The sequence below is a fragment of the Acinetobacter indicus genome (genome assembly GCF_009914475.1).
GTDB lineage: Bacteria > Pseudomonadota > Gammaproteobacteria > Pseudomonadales > Moraxellaceae > Acinetobacter > Acinetobacter indicus.
This window is the reverse complement of record NZ_CP045198.1, coordinates 526,574-544,486: the sequence shown is the minus strand read 5'-3', so window position 1 is coordinate 544,486 and position 17,913 is coordinate 526,574. Positions and strand designations below refer to the sequence as shown.

At 46.3% G+C, this 17,913-nt stretch carries 15 protein-coding genes; 7 read left to right on the top strand and 8 right to left on the bottom strand.

Translation table 11 applies throughout. The annotated features are described in order from the left end of the window. Nucleotides 1-13 precede the first annotated feature (13 nt). Together GA693_RS03075 and GA693_RS03070 are read left to right on the top strand one after the other, a co-directional pair. Nucleotides 14-1,759, top strand: coding sequence for a GTPase (locus GA693_RS03075; protein ID WP_171502412.1), 1,746 nt, complete (start codon nt 14-16; stop codon nt 1,757-1,759). Continuing rightward, nucleotides 1,741-3,858 carry an EAL domain-containing protein gene (locus tag GA693_RS03070; RefSeq protein WP_160241457.1) on the top strand — a complete coding sequence of 706 codons (2,118 nt, stop codon included), beginning with the start codon at nt 1,741-1,743 and terminating at the stop codon, nt 3,856-3,858. Before GA693_RS03075 ends, GA693_RS03070 begins: the two co-directional genes overlap by 19 nt. 71 nt (nt 3,859-3,929) lie before the next feature. Here GA693_RS03070 and rpmE read toward each other — a convergent pair whose 3' ends face one another. The 4 genes from rpmE to GA693_RS03050 form a co-directional block, all read right to left on the bottom strand. Continuing rightward, the gene (rpmE, locus tag GA693_RS03065) at nt 3,930-4,157 is read right to left on the bottom strand and encodes a 50S ribosomal protein L31 (RefSeq protein ID WP_005176824.1); all 228 of its coding nucleotides are present in this window, start codon (nt 4,155-4,157) and stop codon (nt 3,930-3,932) included. Between the two features lie 206 nt (nt 4,158-4,363). Next, nucleotides 4,364-5,344 (bottom strand): bile acid:sodium symporter family protein, encoded by a 981-nt coding sequence (locus GA693_RS03060; RefSeq protein ID WP_104472970.1) that lies wholly within the window; start codon nt 5,342-5,344, stop codon nt 4,364-4,366. A 156-nt stretch (nt 5,345-5,500) separates the two neighbouring features. Further along, nucleotides 5,501-5,902, bottom strand: coding sequence for a lactoylglutathione lyase (gene gloA, locus GA693_RS03055; protein WP_005176820.1), 402 nt, complete (start codon nt 5,900-5,902; stop codon nt 5,501-5,503). Between the two features lies 1 nt (nt 5,903). Beyond that, entirely contained in the window at nt 5,904-8,060 is a 2,157-nt protein-coding gene (locus tag GA693_RS03050; RefSeq protein ID WP_160241458.1) for an AmpG family muropeptide MFS transporter, read from the bottom strand. Nucleotides 8,061-8,262: 202 nt separating this feature from the next. On the opposite strand from GA693_RS03050, the gene GA693_RS03045 reads away from it, so the two are divergent. Further along, a complete protein-coding gene (locus GA693_RS03045; RefSeq protein WP_407646726.1) occupies nt 8,263-10,893 on the top strand; it encodes a Lon protease family protein in 2,631 nt (876 codons plus the stop codon). Between the two features lie 55 nt (nt 10,894-10,948). Here the strand turns inward: GA693_RS03045 and grxD are convergent, their stop codons facing one another. Continuing rightward, entirely contained in the window at nt 10,949-11,290 is a 342-nt protein-coding gene (gene grxD, locus GA693_RS03040; RefSeq protein WP_005176812.1) for a Grx4 family monothiol glutaredoxin, read from the bottom strand. Nucleotides 11,291-11,452: 162 nt separating this feature from the next. On the opposite strand from grxD, the gene GA693_RS03035 reads away from it, so the two are divergent. Continuing rightward, nucleotides 11,453-12,664 (top strand): aspartate aminotransferase family protein, encoded by a 1,212-nt coding sequence (locus GA693_RS03035; RefSeq protein ID WP_005176809.1) that lies wholly within the window; start codon nt 11,453-11,455, stop codon nt 12,662-12,664. Between the two features lie 82 nt (nt 12,665-12,746). Here the strand turns inward: GA693_RS03035 and GA693_RS03030 are convergent, their stop codons facing one another. From GA693_RS03030 to surE, 3 genes are all read right to left on the bottom strand, one after another. Then, the gene (locus GA693_RS03030; protein ID WP_005176807.1) at nt 12,747-13,676 is read right to left on the bottom strand and encodes a LysR family transcriptional regulator; all 930 of its coding nucleotides are present in this window, start codon (nt 13,674-13,676) and stop codon (nt 12,747-12,749) included. 93 nt (nt 13,677-13,769) lie between these two features. Then, a complete protein-coding gene (locus tag GA693_RS03025; RefSeq protein ID WP_045795088.1) occupies nt 13,770-14,606 on the bottom strand; it encodes a peptidoglycan DD-metalloendopeptidase family protein in 837 nt (278 codons plus the stop codon). A 110-nt stretch (nt 14,607-14,716) separates the two neighbouring features. Next, nucleotides 14,717-15,493, bottom strand: a complete 777-nt coding sequence (gene surE / locus GA693_RS03020; protein WP_075174788.1) for a 5'/3'-nucleotidase SurE — start codon at nt 15,491-15,493, stop codon at nt 14,717-14,719. A 110-nt stretch (nt 15,494-15,603) separates the two neighbouring features. Here surE and GA693_RS03015 point away from each other — a divergent pair, with 110 nt between their 5' ends. The 3 genes from GA693_RS03015 (at nt 15,604) to dacC (ending at nt 17,836) form a co-directional block, all read left to right on the top strand. Then, entirely contained in the window at nt 15,604-15,975 is a 372-nt protein-coding gene (locus GA693_RS03015) for an MCR_0457 family protein (protein WP_005176804.1), read from the top strand. A gap of 197 nt (nt 15,976-16,172) precedes the next feature. Beyond that, nucleotides 16,173-16,568 (top strand): MCR_0457 family protein, encoded by a 396-nt coding sequence (locus tag GA693_RS03010; RefSeq protein ID WP_016658407.1) that lies wholly within the window; start codon nt 16,173-16,175, stop codon nt 16,566-16,568. 119 nt (nt 16,569-16,687) lie between these two features. Continuing rightward, a complete protein-coding gene (gene dacC / locus GA693_RS03005; RefSeq protein WP_160241460.1) occupies nt 16,688-17,836 on the top strand; it encodes a D-alanyl-D-alanine carboxypeptidase PBP5/6 in 1,149 nt (382 codons plus the stop codon). The last annotated feature ends 77 nt before the right edge of the window (nt 17,837-17,913 follow it).

Below are 17,913 nucleotides of genomic sequence, written 5' to 3'. Positions count from 1 at the left end.
TTAAATAACAACGATGACTATGAATCATTCAGATATTTTTCAGGTTGCCACTGAGCTGAAATTGGAACAGCTCAGTTTTTGCCAGAATTCTGTCAAAAGTATTCAGGAGTGGGCAGCTGACTTATCCATTTTACAGCTTGGGGACTCGTCAAAAGCCTTGTTCAAAGCCTTACTGGAAATTTCTGAACTCAAATGTCAGGAAACCTTGCGCTTTGACCTGATTCAGGCCATTCACCCGACGCTGGAAAATGTCCTGACCAGCCTGGAAAAACACTTTTTTAACCAGGGTCTGATTAGCAGCGACCGCAATGAGCACATTATCGAGCTGGCGCTGTTGTTACGTAGTCATTTTGCCAAAGTCTATATTGAAATCGCGCGCCGCAGTCACCGCCAGCTGGCCCAGCAGAAGTTTTCCATTTTTGCCTTTAACCTGAAAAAGAACCTGCAGACTGCGCGGACTGTGGCCACCTATTATGCGCTGCAACAACTGACCTTATTGCTGTATCAGCAACAGATGCTATATAGCTCGCCATTTTCCGGGCAATGGCTCACTGCGCATCAACTGTTTAACTGCGCGCTGCAGCACAATTTTCTTCAGAACAATATTAACCATCTGCAAGGCACCCAGCATCAGCTGCAAAATATCAGTCAGGCATATGCGCAATTAATCCTGCTGGATATTTTCAATTCCCATCAGATTCGTCCGGCCGAAATTCAGGGGCTGTATCTCTGCAGTTTTGACTGGGTCAAGCTGATTCAGATTTTGCCCAAAGAAACCACCCTGTCACGCTATATTGTCGATACCAACAAAGACTATCCGCCAATTTATAACTCGCATCAATCGGGTGATTTTGAGCCGGGTATTTTTATTTCGACGCAGGCACTGCTGGATCATATTAGTGAAAATCAGGGCCGCAAGGCCGAACATTTCTCCCGCAATGAAAAGCTGTTTTTAACTCCGGCCCTGCATTTTCATATTCATACCCTGCTCACTCATAATCCTGAGCGTCGCCATGAACGTTATGAATATTCGGCCCGGGTCAAAATCTGTTTTGGCTTAAGCGTGGCGCACTTCTATTTGTCTAAAGGCAAGAATTTTCAGGAAACCCTGCAACTGGGTGAAAATTACCAGTTCCAGAGTGAAAGCCAGTTCATCAACCAGATGCACAGTCATGCCACTGCCGACATCAGCAAAATCCAGAGTCTGGACCGTGAAGCCAAACAGATTTACGGCGCGGAAGTGCTGGATATCAGTGTGAATGGTTACCGGATTAAATGGGAAGGTGAAACGCCGAAACATCTTAAAACCGGTGAATTTATTCTTGTGCAGGAAAATCCGCAAAGTCCGTGGCGTGGCGGCGTGATTCGCTGGATTAAACAGTCGACTGACAAAACCCTGGAACTGGGCCTTGAAGTACTGGCGCAGGACATTATTCCATGTGCCGTCTATGTGAAATCTGACCGGCATAGCGGGCATTATCATCCTGCCCTGCTCATGCAAAGTTCTCAGCTGAATGAAGTCAGCACTCATCTTATTTTACCGGGGATTCAATTATTAAGAGACAAGCAGACCGTACAGCTGCGTTTGGGGGATGAAGACATTAAAGTCTTTTTAATTAAACCGTTACTCATTACTCAAAGCTTTATGCGTTTTGACTTTGAACTGTTAAATGACCAGCAGCAAGCCACAGTCGATGCCTTTATTCACAAGCAGATGAATGACGTTAAGAATCAAGATTTATGGGAAGCGTTGAAGTGAGAAATCCTTTACTATCTAAAAAATTTAAACGTACCGAAACACGTTTACTCATTATCGATGATAACCAAATCCGTTTTAATCAGATTTGCGAACAGCTGAATGCACAGGAACATACCGTGCAGGCCACCCTGCTCGATGACCTGCAAAATTTTGAAAAACAGCTGAATTTAACCTGGGATGTGGTGATTTTTGGCCGCGCCTACGACTTGAAAATTGATCAGGCCCTGACCCTGATTCGCGCCTCAAAACAGCCGAATTTACCGCTGGTGTTATTGCAACCTGAAGACTATGATGCCACCCAATATAGCGCCCTCATCCGCAAAGGCATTTATGATCTGGTCAACCTGAACGATAGTGACAGTTTCTATCTGGGTCTGCTTCGTGCCCTCTCTTTCAGCCGTTTGCAGCAAACCCATGCCCAGCTCAAAGAAGAGCTGGAAAATGCCCAGACGCAGGCGCAGTCTCTGGTGGAAGACAGCAACAAGGCGGTGGCGATTATTCAGGAAGGCATTCATGTACAGGCCAATCAGGAATATTTACAGCTGTTTGGCTTTCAGAATGAAGATGAGATTATTGGTCTGCCTTTGCTTGACCTGTTGCAACCGGAAGATCTAGCCGATTTTAAACTGCGCTTTAAAAAAGTATCGCAAGGTCAGTTTGATTTAGGCCGTTTCAGCTACAGCTCTTTAAATAGTCATGTCGCCGCGCAAAATCCGCTACAGCTGGAATTTTTACCGGCCACTGATGAAGATGCCTTGCAGCTGACCATTGATATTCAGCAAGCTGCTACAGCACCAGCCAAGGCCAGCAATGAAAGCACAGCTGGTCAGCAGCCGACCCATCAGCTGATTAACCGCACCCTGAACAATCAGCCATCCAAAATTAATGCGCTGGTGGTATTTGCCCTGGCCTCCTGCCCTGAAAAAGTCTTGCAATCGGACTGGGTTACGCTGAAAAACTATTTCGGTAATATTAAAACCTTCCTGAAAGAACAGACCAATGTGCCTTTATTCAAGGTCAATTCATCGATCTATATTGGCTTGTTTCAGGCAGAATCAACCACCATTTTGCATTCCAAACTGATTGGTCTCAGCTCACTGAGTAAACCGCAGTTATTGAGCGTCAATGGGCAAAGTTATCCGCTGAATTTCCGTATGGGCTATGCGGTACTAGAAGGTGAAATTGCCGACAGCACCCAGTTTGAACAGCTGATGGAACGTGCCTTTGTAACCGCACTGCCTTATCAGCAAAAAGATGAGCAAAGCCTCGGACTGGATTTATCCATGACCGATCTGTCGCTGGAAATTGTCGAGCCAAAGGTTGCACCTGTGGTCGAAACCGCTGCTTCATCGCTATTAAGCGCCTTACGCCACAGCCTGGATCGTAATGAAATTCATCTGAAATACCAGCAACTGTATGACAAACAGGACAGCAATTTATATACCTATGAAGTCAGCAGCGGCTTTATTCATCAAGCAGAATGGAAAAGTCTGACCGGGCTGGTTGATCTGGCTGAAGATCCGGAACTCTCAATTAAACTGGATCGCTGGATTCTGGTCGAAGCCTGCAAACAGCTACACAACTTCATTACCCAATATCCGGAAGCCAAGCTGATTGTTAACCTGAACAAGCATGTGCTGTTACAAGACCGCGCGTTCCCGGAATTTGTGTCCAAACTGATTACCATTGTGGGCAGTCAGCAGGCTTATCCGTTAGTTCTGCAATTCTCTGAAGAAGATGTGAGCCAGAACCTGATGGATGCCCAAAAGCAGATGCATTTGCTGCATCAGCACGGTGCGGAGATTTCTATCCGTGAATTTGGCCAGTCGATGTATAGCGAATCCATTCTTAAACAGCTGGATGTGCAATATGTGACCCTGCATCCATCGCTGACCAGCAAACTGATGCAAGATAGCGCGACTCAGGAGTTACAGGAACAGATTCAGCAGTTTAGCGAAATCAAGCCGGTGGAAGTGGTGCTGCATGAGCTAAACGATATGAACCTGTTTGCCAACGCCTGGAATGTGGATGTCCGTTATATTCAGGGTGATTACTTCCAGAAGAAACTGGATCATCTCATTGATGTACAAGACCAATAAGGTCTTGTACTTTTCACCTGAAGCGCAGGCACAAAAAAACGGGCAAATGCCCGTTTTTTTCATTCTGGATATTAACCACGTTTGATAGAACGTGACATACCAGCAAAACGTTGTTTGAACTTGTCGATACGACCGCCAGTGTCAACGTTCTTTTGCTTACCAGTGTAGAATGGGTGGCAAGCTGAACATACGTCTAGGTAAAGAGTGTCTTTACCAACAGCTGAACGAGTTTCGATCACGTTACCACATGAACAAGTAGCAACTAATTTTTCATATTTTGGGTGAATATCGGCGCGCATCGTCGATTACTCCATAAGATTAAAGAAGGTTTTGCTGTCGTCGCAATTGATCACTCTCAAGACTGAGGAAAAAAGCTGTTTATTCGAGATAAACTGCAGACCAACACCACAACAGACCATTCTTTTGGCCCACCGAGACGGATACCGTCAGAGCTAAGCACAACAAGTTGGGGCATATTATACGTGAATCTATGCCAATATGCGAATTATTCTTTGCTCTCAATTTCAGGCTGCTTCGACCAGTAATTGGCAATAATGCCGCAGACCATCAGCTGGATTTGATGGAAAATCATGATTGGCAGCACAATCATGCCCAAAGGCTGGCCAATAAACAGAATCTGCGCCATCGGTACACCACTGGCTAGGGTTTTTTTAGAGCCGCAGAAGAAAATCGCGATCTGGTCTTCACGTTTAAAGCCCAACCATTTCGGGATGTACAGCGCCAGCAGCATGATGATAGTCAGTAGTACCGAACAGGCCACAGTTAAAATCAGTAACGTTGTGCCACTGACTTCATTCCACAGTCCGGCCACCACGGCGCCACTAAAGGCGCCATAGACCACCATTAAAATGGTGCCCTGATCAAAGCCTTTAACCAGACTTGGGAACTTGACCAGAAATGGATAGACCCACGGCCGCAGCAATTGCCCCAGAATAAAAGGCACCAATAACAATAAGGTAATCTGAATAATGGATGAGGTCGGATCATAATCGTGCTGCGACTGGCCAAAAATAAACAGGCTGACCAGAACCGGGGTAATGAACATGCCGGCAATATTGGAAAAAGACGCGCTACAGACTGCACTGGCGACATTGCCGCGTGCAACCGAGGTAAAGGCAATAGAAGACTGCACTGTAGAGGGCAGGAAGCACATAAATAAAAAGCCCCAGTACAGCTCCTGTCCCAGCAACGGCAGTAATACGGGTTTGGCTATGAGACCTAAGACGGGAAATAACAAGAAGGTAAATGCAAACACCAGCGTATGCAGCTGCCAGTGCATGATGCCTTGTACCACCGCCTCTCTGGACAATTTTGCCCCATGTAAAAAAAACAGCACCGCAATAGCCGCCGTGGTAATAACGCCAAAGACTTCAGCCACCTGTCCAGAGACTGGCACGATACTGGCCAGTATCACCATCACAATTAACAATATGGTAAAGCGATCCAATGCAAGTAGTTTTAGCATGTCTACATCCTGTGATTTTATTTTTGCATCGACATAAAAAAGCCCAGTCAGCGGGTTTTACCTCACGGTAAAGTTCCATCTTACTGGGCTGGAACAATAAAGCTAGTCTGCTGGCTTAATGTTCACTATTTTGTGGCGCTATACTACTGCGCCAACTTAGTTATTGCGGGCATTGTCATCCTGCTGGATCAGCTCGATTTTATAACCGTCCGGATCTTCCACAAAGGCAATTACGGTCACGCCGCCTTTCATTGGCCCCGCTTCACGCACCACATTGCCGCCGCGTGCCTTGATTTCTTCACAGGCTTTGTAGGCATCTTCCACTGCAATGGCAATATGACCATAGCCATTGCCCAGCTCATAGCTGTCTGTATCCCAATTATGGGTCAGTTCCAGCACGGTATGGTTGTCTTCATCACCATAGCCGACAAATGCCAGGGTAAAGCGGCCTTCTTCGTAGTCACGTTTACGGAGTAAAGTCATGCCAAGTACTTCAGTATAGAACTGCAATGACCGTTCTAAATTGCCTACACGTAACATGGTATGCAGCATGCGCATATTATTCGTCCTTTTGTTGAATTTGAGCGTGTTCATGAGCACGCAATAATTTTGCCACCCACACCACCAGAATCAGAATCGGAATTCCAAGCAGCGTGGTCATGAGGAAGAAACTCGGATAACCGATATTATTGACTATGGTACCTGAATATCCACCTAAAATTTTAGGAGTGAGGGTCATTAGCGAACTAAAGATCGCATATTGTACAGCGGTAAACGACACACTGGTTAAGCTGGACAGGAAGGCAATAAATGCCGCACCGGCCAGACCGGAGGCCAGGTTATCAATAATAATTGCCAGATAGAGCCATAAACTGCTATACGGTTTAATCACCTTACCGCGAACTTCTACCGCTGCATCAGCGTTGATATCCACCGGTGTCAGGGCCTGAATATCAATATCCAGCACCGGATGCTGCGGTGCCAGCTGATAGCTGCGGTTAGCACTGAGTGTACTGCCATCCAGCAATCGGGCCTGGACCTGAATCGTGCTATTTTGTGCTGTCTGTAACTGCTGGCCTTCAATCACGCCACTAAACAGGCCACCCTCTTCCAGCTTGGCCGGATATTCCTTGCCATCCAGAACCAGACTCAGCGGCTGTTCAGGTTGTAGCTGTGCAGCATCAAGACCACTCAACTGACCACGAATCACCAGACTTTGCTCGGCTTCCTGTACAGAAATCCGGTCATCCGAAGTAATCGGTAATAACTGGATTTGGGCTGTGCCGGTCTGCTGCAAATACGGCATGCTTAATTGTGCCTGATCGGACTGATTGGCATATTGTGCCTGTACCTGAATCTGATTGGCCTGAGCCAGCACATTGCTCGGTACCTGTATGCTCCAGTAACCGGCTTCATCAGCCTGTACCTTATATTGCTGCGCCCCGACATTCACCTGCACATCACTCAGGCTTTGCCCGGATTTGACCAGTCCAATAAAAATCAGGTTGGTCGAGCTGGCCAGCACTGCGCCCAGAAACATCAGTTTCATGATATTCATTTTTTGGGCCAGCAAACCACCCAGGAAGCCACCCACCAACGAGAAAATCACCCCGTAGACTTTGACTGCTTCAGCAATCTGTTCTTTGCTGAAGTTCAGGTCCTGATAAAACACATTGGAAATGACCCCTGCAATAATATCCGAAACCCGATAAAACCCGATCAGCAGCAGTAACACCAAAGCCAGCTTTAAACCATAGCGCTTAAAGAAATCCGCGACCGGATGCACCCAGGTTTCAAAAGCCATCTGTTTATTGACTGCACCCAGTTTGACCAGCACAGTTCCGACCAGTAAAGCCACCGCACCCGAGCCAATAAAGCGAATCGCCTCCAGCGTAAACAGCAGGAAGGAATCCTGAATACTGAGCTGGTTTTTCAGCGCATCCAGCGCCTGACCGGAATAGATATAACTCAGCACAAAACTGATCACGGCAACAAAAAACACCACCACCAGTCGATAATAATCGCTGCGTTTATATTCTTTACGGACACGCTCCACCACCGGCTCACGAATCACCAGCGTGGTACACATCCCGATCAGCATCACCGCCGCCATCACCAGATAGGTGTATTTCCAGGCCTCATAAATATAGTTGCCTTTAGCCGTGCCCAGATACGCCGCCAGAAATAAAGCGCCCGCACCAGCTACAATCATCCCGATACGATAACCGGCGTTATAGGTCGAAGCCAATACAGTTTGCATCTGGGTTTCAGCCAGCTCAATACGATAGGCATCAATCACAATATCTTGCGTGGCCGCAGCAAAACCGAGCAGCACCGCACCCACCGCCATCTGGTAGAGATGCGTCTGCCCTAAGGCCGGATCTGAAAAGGCCATAATACAGATGGCGCATATAATCAGGACCTGGGCAATTAAAAGCCAGGCCCGGCGCCGGCCCAGTTTTTGGGTTAAATATGGCACTGGTAACTCATCAATTAATGGTGCCCAGACAAACTTAAATGAATAACCCAGCGCCGCCCAGCTAAAGAAAGTTACGGCATTACGGCTAATGCCGGCTTCACCTAACCATAACGATAAACTGGAAAAAATAAGAAGAATGGGAATACCGGCCGAGAAGCCAAGAAACAGCATGATCAGCGCACGCCGATCTAAAAAGGCGGTAAAGGCAGATTTCCATCCTGTAGATTGTGTTGTCATTACATTATTTTTGTCAAAAAACTGAATGTTGCTATTCAATCGTTTAATGGATTTGGTTTCAACCTGATTTATGCAAACGCCCTGTGATTTTCTGGAGAAATGCAGCGGCCTGGCTTGAAATTTTCTATTAAACCTGTATACCTTAAATCTCTATTGCAATAATTTCGTTTTGGATTTCACAGTGACGCAAAGACACGAGCACATGACCTCTTCTTTATCTGCTTCAATTACCGAACAACAAACATTAGTTTTACAACCAGAACAAACTCTTACCTCAGCCTTCGAACAAGCCGAAATTCAAACGACACTTAATAACACCCGCTTAAGCCCGGAACAGCTGACCCATATTCCGGATCTGGAAAAAATTCCGGCCTCCACCAAACGGATTAAGCCTTTAAATAATTTTCTGGGTCAGGATCGTGCCCGTGCTTCGGTAGAAGCCGGCATTGCCTTGCCGTATTCCGGCTATAACATTTTTGCGGTCGGTACGGCAGGACTGGGCAAACGCACCATGATCCGGCGTTTACTGCAGCAACATGCCAAAACCATGGCCACGCCAAATGACTGGGTGTATGTCAATAATTTTAAAAACCCGCGCCAGCCCATTGCCCTGCGACTGCCGGCCGGTCAGGCACCGAAATTCCAGACCCAGCTGCATCAGAGCTGGCAGACCATTTTAAAGCAGCTGGAACGCCGTTTTAGCGCCGAAACCTATCACAACCGCATTGAACAGATTCGCCAGCAAACCGGTGATGAACAGCAACAGGCCCTCATTGAACTGACCAAAGAAGGTGAAACCCTGGATTTAAAACTGGTCTCGCGCAATGACGAGCACTGCTTTATTCCGGTGCAGTTTAAAGATGACCAGCTGCAGGAAATGACCCAGGAAGATGTCAATGCCTTAAGCAGCAAAGAGCGCGCCGAAATTGCCGCCAATATGCGCTATATGGATAAAAAACTGGAACGTCTGGGTCTGCATCTGGGCGATCTGGAAGATGATGCCCGCGATCGGGTTCAGGTCCTGAATCGTGACATTGCCAAACAGGTGGTGATGCCGCGGATTGATTTATTACTGAATAAATTTTCAGAGGTTCAAGGGCTTGAAGACTATCTGAAATACTATGCCGAAGACATTATCAACAATGTTGAAATGGTGCTGGAACAGGAAGAAGATGACTTCACTCCGGCAGTGTTTAGCCGGGTGCCAGCGCGTTATCAGGCCAATATTGTTGTCACGCATAAACCGAACTCGGGTGCACCGGTAATCTTTGAAGATTTCCCGACCCATTACAACCTGCTCGGTCATGTGGAACAGATGACCCAGAATGGCACTATCACCACCGACTTTACCTTAATTCGTTCCGGTGCCTTACATCGTGCCAATGGCGGTTTTTTAATTCTGGAAGCCGAACAGTTACTGGAACAGCCTTATGCCTGGCAAGGGCTGAAACGTGCCTTGAAATCGGGCCAGCTAAAACTGTCCTCACTGGAACATATGCTGACTTTAACCGGTAGTATTTCGATTGAGCCGGAATCAATTCCCCTGACTTTAAAGGTCATTCTGCTGGCCGAGCCGGAAATCTATTATGAAATTCTGGAAGTCGAACCGGAGCTGGGCAGCGTCTTTAAAATCCGTGCCGACTTCACCGATACATTACAACGTAATGACACCAATGAGCAGGCTTATATGCAGCTGATTGCTGATTATGTTCAGGCTGATAAACTGCTGCCCTTTGACCGCTCTGCCCTGGCTGCGCTGTTAACCGACTCGAGTCGTCTGGCCGAAGACCAAAGCTCGTTGTCCTTACATGCGCTAACGCTAGGTGATCTGATTCGGGAATCACATCATCATGCGGTACAAGCCGGCAAAAAAATGGTGTCAGAAGAACATATCAACATGGCGCTGGATCATCGCAAATATCGCTTAGGCTATTTACGTGAACTGTACTGGCAAGACCTGTCACGCGGCACCCAGCTGATTGAAACCAAAGGTCATCGTCTGGGTCAGATCAATGCCCTGTCCGTGATTCATTATGCCGATGTCGAGTTTGGCCTGCCTTCGCGCCTGACGGCATCGGTCTATCAGGGCGGCGGCGATATTCTGGATATTGAACGCAGTGTTGAATTGGGCGGCTCACTGCATGCCAAAGGCGTGCTGTTAATGTCCAGCTTCCTGAAAGCCCATTTTGGCCGCGAACAGATTCTGCACTTCTCTGCCGCACTGGCCTTTGAACAGAGCTATGGTCAGGTCGATGGTGATAGCGCCACCGTTGCGGAACTGTCTGCCCTGATTTCAGCAATCAGCCAGTTACCAATTGATCAGTCCTGGGCCATTACCGGTTCCATGAACCAGCTGGGTCAGGTGCAACCTGTTGGCGGCGTCAATGCCAAAATTGAAGGCTTCTATGATGCCTGTAAATTACAAGGTTTAACCGGCAAGCAAGGCGTGATTATTCCGCGTCAAAACATGCAGCATCTCATGCTGCGTAAAGATGTGATTGAAGCGGTGCAAAAAGGCGAATTCCATATTCATGCCATTGATGTGATTGATCAGGCGCTAGAAATTCTGATGGCGCGTCCGGTCGGTAAACTGGACAAAAAAGGCCGTTATAGCAAAGGCTCGATTTATGACATGGTGATGGCGCAGCTGGAATACTGGCAAGCCATTGAAGATGGCGCAGAAATTGAAGAGGAAGAGCCAAAGAAAAAGAAAAAAGCCAAGAAAGAAAAAAAGGCCAAGAAAGAAAAAAAGGCCAAGAAAAAAGATCAGCCTGCTGAAGCAGCAATTGAGGCTATTCCGGTAGAAGATGCCCGTAACCAGACTGGCTCATAATGGCCGGTCTAAAAAAGCAAAAAAGCGCCGAAAGGCGCTTTTTTATACGACTGAATTAAGCTTCAGGCGCTGGGCTGTACTGTTCAACCAAAGGCTGTAACTCACCTTTTTGGAACATATCCAGCATAATATCGCTACCGCCAATTAACTCGCCATTGATCCACAATTGCGGGAAAGTTGGCCAGTTGGCAATTTTCGGCAAAGTTGCACGAATATCCTGGTTTTCAAGAATATTCACATAGGCAAATGGACGACCAATTTGACTGAGCGCTTCTACTGCACGAGCTGAGAAACCACATTGTGGGAATTGCGGTGTGCCTTTCATGTAAAGAAGAACTGCATGTTTAGCAATTTGGTCACGAATTAACGCTTCGGTATCGCGTGCTTGTTCAGTCATTGATAAATCCTCAACTAATCTGTTTTGCATTATACCGAAAACACAGCAAAACAGTATGCTTAAAGCAATATTTCCATTTTTATTTACATTTACACTTTCAATCGGGGGCAGATTTTGCTTATATAAGTTTTTTCCTTTCTTTCTTACAGATAAGAGTTAGTCATGAACAACGTTACCCTTGCCCCTGTGCAAACTGATCAACCGTCTCATTTGATGCCCGTCTTCGGCCGTCAGCCGATCAGCTTTGTCCGCGGCCGAGGCGCTTATCTGTACACTGAAGATGGCACCGAATATCTGGATGCCCTGACCGGTATTGCAGTCTGTGGTTTAGGTCATGCTCATCCGGAAATTGCTGCTGCCATCGCGGATCAGGCCGCGACCCTGATTCATACCAGCAACCTGTTTGAAGTGCCTTGGCAAACTGCCGCTGCACAAAAACTGGCAGAAGTCGCTGGTATGGAAGAAGTCTTCTTCTCTAACAGTGGTGCAGAATCGAATGAAGGTGCCATTAAAATTGCACGTAAATTTGGTTATTTACAAGGCATTGCCAATCCGAAAATTATTGTCGCCGATCAGTCGTTCCACGGCCGTACCCTGGCAACCCTATCTGCCACCGGCAATAAAAAAGTCCAGGAAGGTTTTGCACCGCTGGTAGAAGGTTTTATCCGTGTACCGTTTGGTGATGTTGAAGCCATTGAAGAAGCCGCCATTCAGTATCCGGACATCGTCGCGATTCTGGTTGAGCCAATTCAGGGCGAAGGCGGTGTTAATACCGCGCCTCAAGGCTTTAGCTACCTAGAAGATATCCGCCGCATCTGTAACCAGCACAACTGGCTGATGATGCTGGATGAAGTGCAAACTGGTAACGGCCGTACCGGTAAATATTTTGCCTATCAGCACACCAATATTGTGCCAGATGTCTTAACCACTGCCAAAGGCCTGGGCAATGGCTTCCCGATTGGTGCAGTGATGACCCAAGGTCGCGGTGTGGGTGTACTCACTGCCGGTAACCATGGTTCAACCTACAGTGGTACTGCCCTGGGGTCACGTGTGGTCTACACCGTGATTGATATTATCCAGAAAGAAAATCTGGTCGAGAATGCCGCAAAAATGGGTAGCTATATTGTTGAGCAGCTACGCAACCAGCTGGCTGACCAAAATGTCAGCGTGCGTGGTTTTGGCCTGATGATCGGGATTGAATTACCTAAAGCCTGCGCAGAACTGGTGGATATTGCCCGTGATGAATACAAACTGATTGTCAATGTGACCGCCGGCTCCGTGGTGCGTTTACTGCCAACCTTGAACATTAGCCAGGAACAGGCCGATCAGCTGGTTGAACGTCTGGTGAAAATGATCAAAACGTTCCTGGCTTAAGCCGCGTGTTGATCTCAACAGATCTCAATCTGCATAAAAAAGCCGCATGATGCGGCTTTTTTAATTTCTGAATTGTTATATTTTATGAGGCTTCCTGGTAAATTCTGCCGCCAGGTAACTGACAAAAATACTGTTTTAAAGCATCCAGACAACGATGCACTTTCATTGGCTGCTGCTCACGTTTTGGCGTAATCGCATACAATGTAAAGGTCGGCAATTTCCATTCAGGTAATACTTCGACCAAAGAACCGTTAATTAAATCTTTTTGTACATCTAGATATAAAAGTCTCGCGATTCCGTGCCCTTGTAAACATAATGATTTGGCAATCAGAACATTATTTGTGGTGAGGCGAGAGCTCATGTCCAGTCCGACCACTTCACCCGTACTGGCGTGATGAAATGAAAAACTGGCATAATTTTTCATCAAATTTACTGGAATCAGGTCATGATTTTTTAAATCTTCAGGACGTGACACCGGTGTGGTCTGGTTCAGATAACTTGGTGATGCCACCAGAACCTGCTCAACGCGCGCCAGTGGCACTACATTCAGCTGACTATCTTCAATTTTTGAACTCATGCGCAAAGCAATATCAATCCGACCTTCAATCAGGTCAATAAACTGATTGTCCGCTTCGACATGTATGGCCAGACCACGATGGGCTGACATCCAGTGCGACAATGCCGGAATGACATGGTTTGCACCCAGTTCCGGGGTGGTTGCGATACGCAAATCACCTACCAGGTCATCGCGTAATTCATTAATGCGTATTTTACCACGCTCCGCAGCGGCGAGCATTTCCTGACAGCTGTGGAAAAAAGCTTGTCCAGCTTCAGTCAAACTCAGTTTTCGGGTGGAACGGTGTAACAGCGTTACTTCCATTTCATTTTCCAAAGAACGAATTTGCTGACTTACAGCACTTGTGGTGATACCGAGTTCACGCGCAGCGCCACTAAACGAGCTTTTTTCAACAACACAAGCAAATACACCCATTGCTCGAAGTTGATCTAACATAAATTTCCCTCTGAACTTATGAGATGCTCCTACCTTTAATAAAAGCAACTCATTGTATTATACGGTGAAATTTACGTTTTGCACTTAAAAAAATTAATTTATTGGTAAAACATTAGTCGGGTTGATCGGCTTGCCATCAAGGCGGACCTGGAATTCCAGCATGGTGCGGGTGGTGCCCGATGAGCCCATTTCGGCAATTTTCTGCCCTGCTGCTACATTTTGTCCACTATTCACGTTAAGTTTACTGTTATGTGCATAAGCCGTAATGTAGCCATTAATATGCTTAATTAACACCAGGTTACCGTATTCTTTCAGGCCATCTGCGGCATAAACCACCTGCCCGTCTGCAGCTGCAAAGACCGGATCACCGACATTGCCGCCATAGCGAATCCCTTTCACATTCGACGCTAAATTAAAGTTCTCAATTACTGCACCATTAGATGGTTTCACCCAGCGTAAAGAACCTACGGTAGAGCTCACTGTCGGCGCCGGAGTAGTGGTTCGTGGTGTGGTTGTGGTCGTCGTGGTTACCGGTGCAGTCGGTACTGGCGTAGTTTTTGGAATAGCAATGGTCTGACGCTGGATTGGTGCTGGCTGCGTTACCGGACGCGTCGTGGTGGTACGCGGTGCACTGCCACTTTTCAGACGAATCGACTGGCCCACATAAATCCGGTACGGCGCGGCAATATCGTTCATTTCCGCAATACTGAGATAACTTAAACCATAACGTGCTGCAATGCCGCTTAAAGTATCACCTGAGCGTACGGTATAGAAATTTGGCGCAGCCGCATAACGTGCAGAATTATGTACTTGAGGTTTAGACGCACAGCCACTGATGATGAGCGTAGAAATAACGGCTGTAGATACAAATAAAGTTTTCAACAATGTTGTCGGTGCTGCAAATAAACGACCGTGTGACACCAAAGGCATTAATCTTCCTCTCTACATCTTAAATGTAATTATTGAACTGCGCTAAGATTAACAAAAAAGCACCGAAAAAGAGTTTCAGACGGTACTTTTTCACAAAGTTATAACATTCTTTACAGGGCTGGACTCAAGCTGTCATGCAGATGCCCCAGAATATCGTAATTGGTCGCATCCATCTGAATTGGGGTGATGCTGACATAGCCATTGGCCACAGCAAAGAAATCCGACTGGATTTCACCCACATCTTTACGCGGGTCTGCAACGGCTTCTCCGGCCAGTCCAATCCAGTACACCTGGCGACCGCGCGGATCGACATGGCTGGTAATCGGTTTAGATTGACTGCGACGGCCCTGATAGGTAATTTTTGCGCCTTTTAATTCCGCCACATCTGGAATATTAATATTCAAAATGTGGCGTGGCGGCAAGGTTGGCAAGCCGTTGGCAATAAAATCATGCACCCACTGCGCGGCAACTGCATAATCGGCCGGATGCTGATAGGCACGGACATTAGGGCCAGCCAGTGATACAGCTATGGCCGGCTGCGTCATTAAACGCCCTTCAAAAGCAGCACCAACGGTACCTGAATACAGCACATCATCCCCCAGATTGGCGCCGCTGTTAATCCCACTCACCACCAGATCAAATTCAAAATCAAACAGGCCATTCATAGATAAATAGACACAGTCTGCCGGAGTGCCATTCACCGCCCAGATATCTTCAGCAATCGGAATTGGACGTAAAGGACGATCTAAGGTCAAGGCACTGGAAAACCCGCTACGCTCACTTTCTGGCGCGACAATTACCACACGGCCCAAAGGTTTTAATGCGTGTGCAAGCGCCTGGATCCCTGGCGCAAAAACGCCATCATCATTGGCAATTAAGATATTCACAAATTTACTCTTCAAATTAAATAAATGACCGGTCAGCACATTTCATTGAAATATAATGAGAAGTATATATATTTAGTGTCGAACTTCCATCAATAAAAAGTGTGTATAACATGATTCGTCGCTTATCTGTACGTCGTTTACTGGGGCTTGGTTTTGCGGTAATTCTCTCTCAAGCGGTCAATGCTGAAGGCTTGACAGTAGAAGAAGCCAATACCATTGTGAAAGAAGACATTGCTGCCGCTCAGGTGATGGCTGAGGTTTGTCCGGCCATTATTGGCAAAAACGCCAAACTGGATAGCAATATTCAGGCTTTAATTGAAACTTACCTGGCAGACTTAAAAGGTCAGACTTTAAGCTACAGCGCACTGCAGGCTGATGCTGAATATAAGAATATTCTGATTGAAGCACGTGATGCTGCTAAAGAAACCACGGCAGATGAACAGAAAACTGTTTGTCAGGATGCTGCTGCAATCGAACTTTAGGTTTGTACTGACGCACCATCTTCACATCAAGAGTAATCAGCATAGGTTGATTGCTCTTTTTTATTGCATTTCTGATTTGGCTTTTTAATTTTGGTTGTGTGTCAGCCTGCTCAGATACACTTCTTTTCTTTTCATTCTGTCAAAAATCATTAAGCTTATGGGCATGTGGTATTTTTAAGTTTTAGGTCTATTTTTTTATGTACACTTCCCAATTAAAAACGAAATCTTTGCAACTTCTGGCTGGTATCGCCATTACTTTGGGTTTGGGGCAAACCGCACTGGCACAGAATGAAAATATTGAAGTCACACCACTTCAAAAAGTCACCCAGCAGGAACTGGCAGCCATTTATGTATTATCTGAAGTGTGCCCAGCGTTAATTCAGGACAAAGACCAGACTAAATTTAATCAGGGCTATGCCAAACTGGCCAAAGAATATATGCCGGCAGAAAAAGATCCGGTTGCAGCTTTACAAGCCCTAAGCAAGCAAAAAAGTTTTAAGCCGATGCTGGTTGAAGCACAGGCCGATGCCAAAAAAGCGGGAAGCCAGAAAAATAAGGCCATTTGCCAGGAATTGACCGCGTACAGCAAATAAAACTATTTGGTTACAATACTTTTTCCGATAAGCCGATTTCTCCCATAGAAGTCGACTTTGCTTTATCCTAAAATGCTAGGCTCTTCGTGCTTACATCAAGATATAGGAACCCACTAGAAATGACCCAAAAAACTGCCCTTGCTGCATTATTATTAGTTCCTAGTTTTAGCTTTGCAGCAACTGTCCTATCTGCACCACCAGAATTGAATAATAAATCCTACGTGCTAATGGACTACGAGACAGGGCAACTTCTCGCTTCAAAAAATGAAAATGAAAAATTAGCCCCTGCTTCAATGACCAAGATGATGACCAGCTACATCATCGAACAAAAACTATTGAGCGGTGAACTCACTGAAGATGAACAAGTGCGCATGAACGAGTCAGCATGGTGTCGCGGCAGTAGCGCGGAATCATGTATGTATGTTCCGCTGAATGGCACTGCAACTGTACTTGAAATGCTGCGTGGAATTATTGTTCAGTCGGGTAATGATGCCTCTAAAGCCATGGCGGAACACATTGCCGGCAATGAAGGCACCTTCGCACACATGATGAACGAAGAAGCCAAAAAAATTGGCATGACCAATACCCAGTTTATTAACTCGACCGGTATGCCAGCAGACGGCCATTATTCAACAGCCAAAGATATGGCAACCTTGGCCCAGCACATCATTAAAGACAGTTCTAAATATTATCCGATTTATTCAGAAAAAGAATTTACCTTTAATGGCATCCGTCAAGGCAACCGTAATGCCCTGCTCTATACAGACCCAAGTGTTGATGGTTTAAAAACCGGTCATACCAATGAAGCCGGCTACTGTTTAACGACTTCTGCAAAACGTGGCCCAACGCGTCTGATTTCTGTGATTTTTGGTGCGCCAACCATGCAGGAACGTGCGACACAAACACGTGAATTGCTGGCTTGGGGTTATGCCAACTTTGAAACCAAAAATGTACAGCCTGCAAATCAGGTCCTGGCCAAGTCTAAAGTCTGGTTCGGTCAGTCGGATGAAGTACAAATTGGTCTGGCTGAAAACTTTAATGTGACCATGCCTAAAGGCAAAGCCAATGAAATTAAAACGCAATTGGTGGTTCAGCCGAAATTGACTGCGCCGCTACAAAAAGGCCAAGTCATTGGTAAATATGTCGCAAGCTTAGATGGTAAAGTAATTGCAGAAAAACCACTGGTGGCTTTAAACGCGGTTGAAGAAGCTGGTTTCTTCTCACGCCTCATTGACCATATCAAGCAGTTCTTTAGCAACCTGTTCTAAGTTTAAGGCACAACTTTAGACTTAAGTGAAGGCACTCATTCAGCGAATGGGTGCTTTTTCTTTTATACTATCGTCTT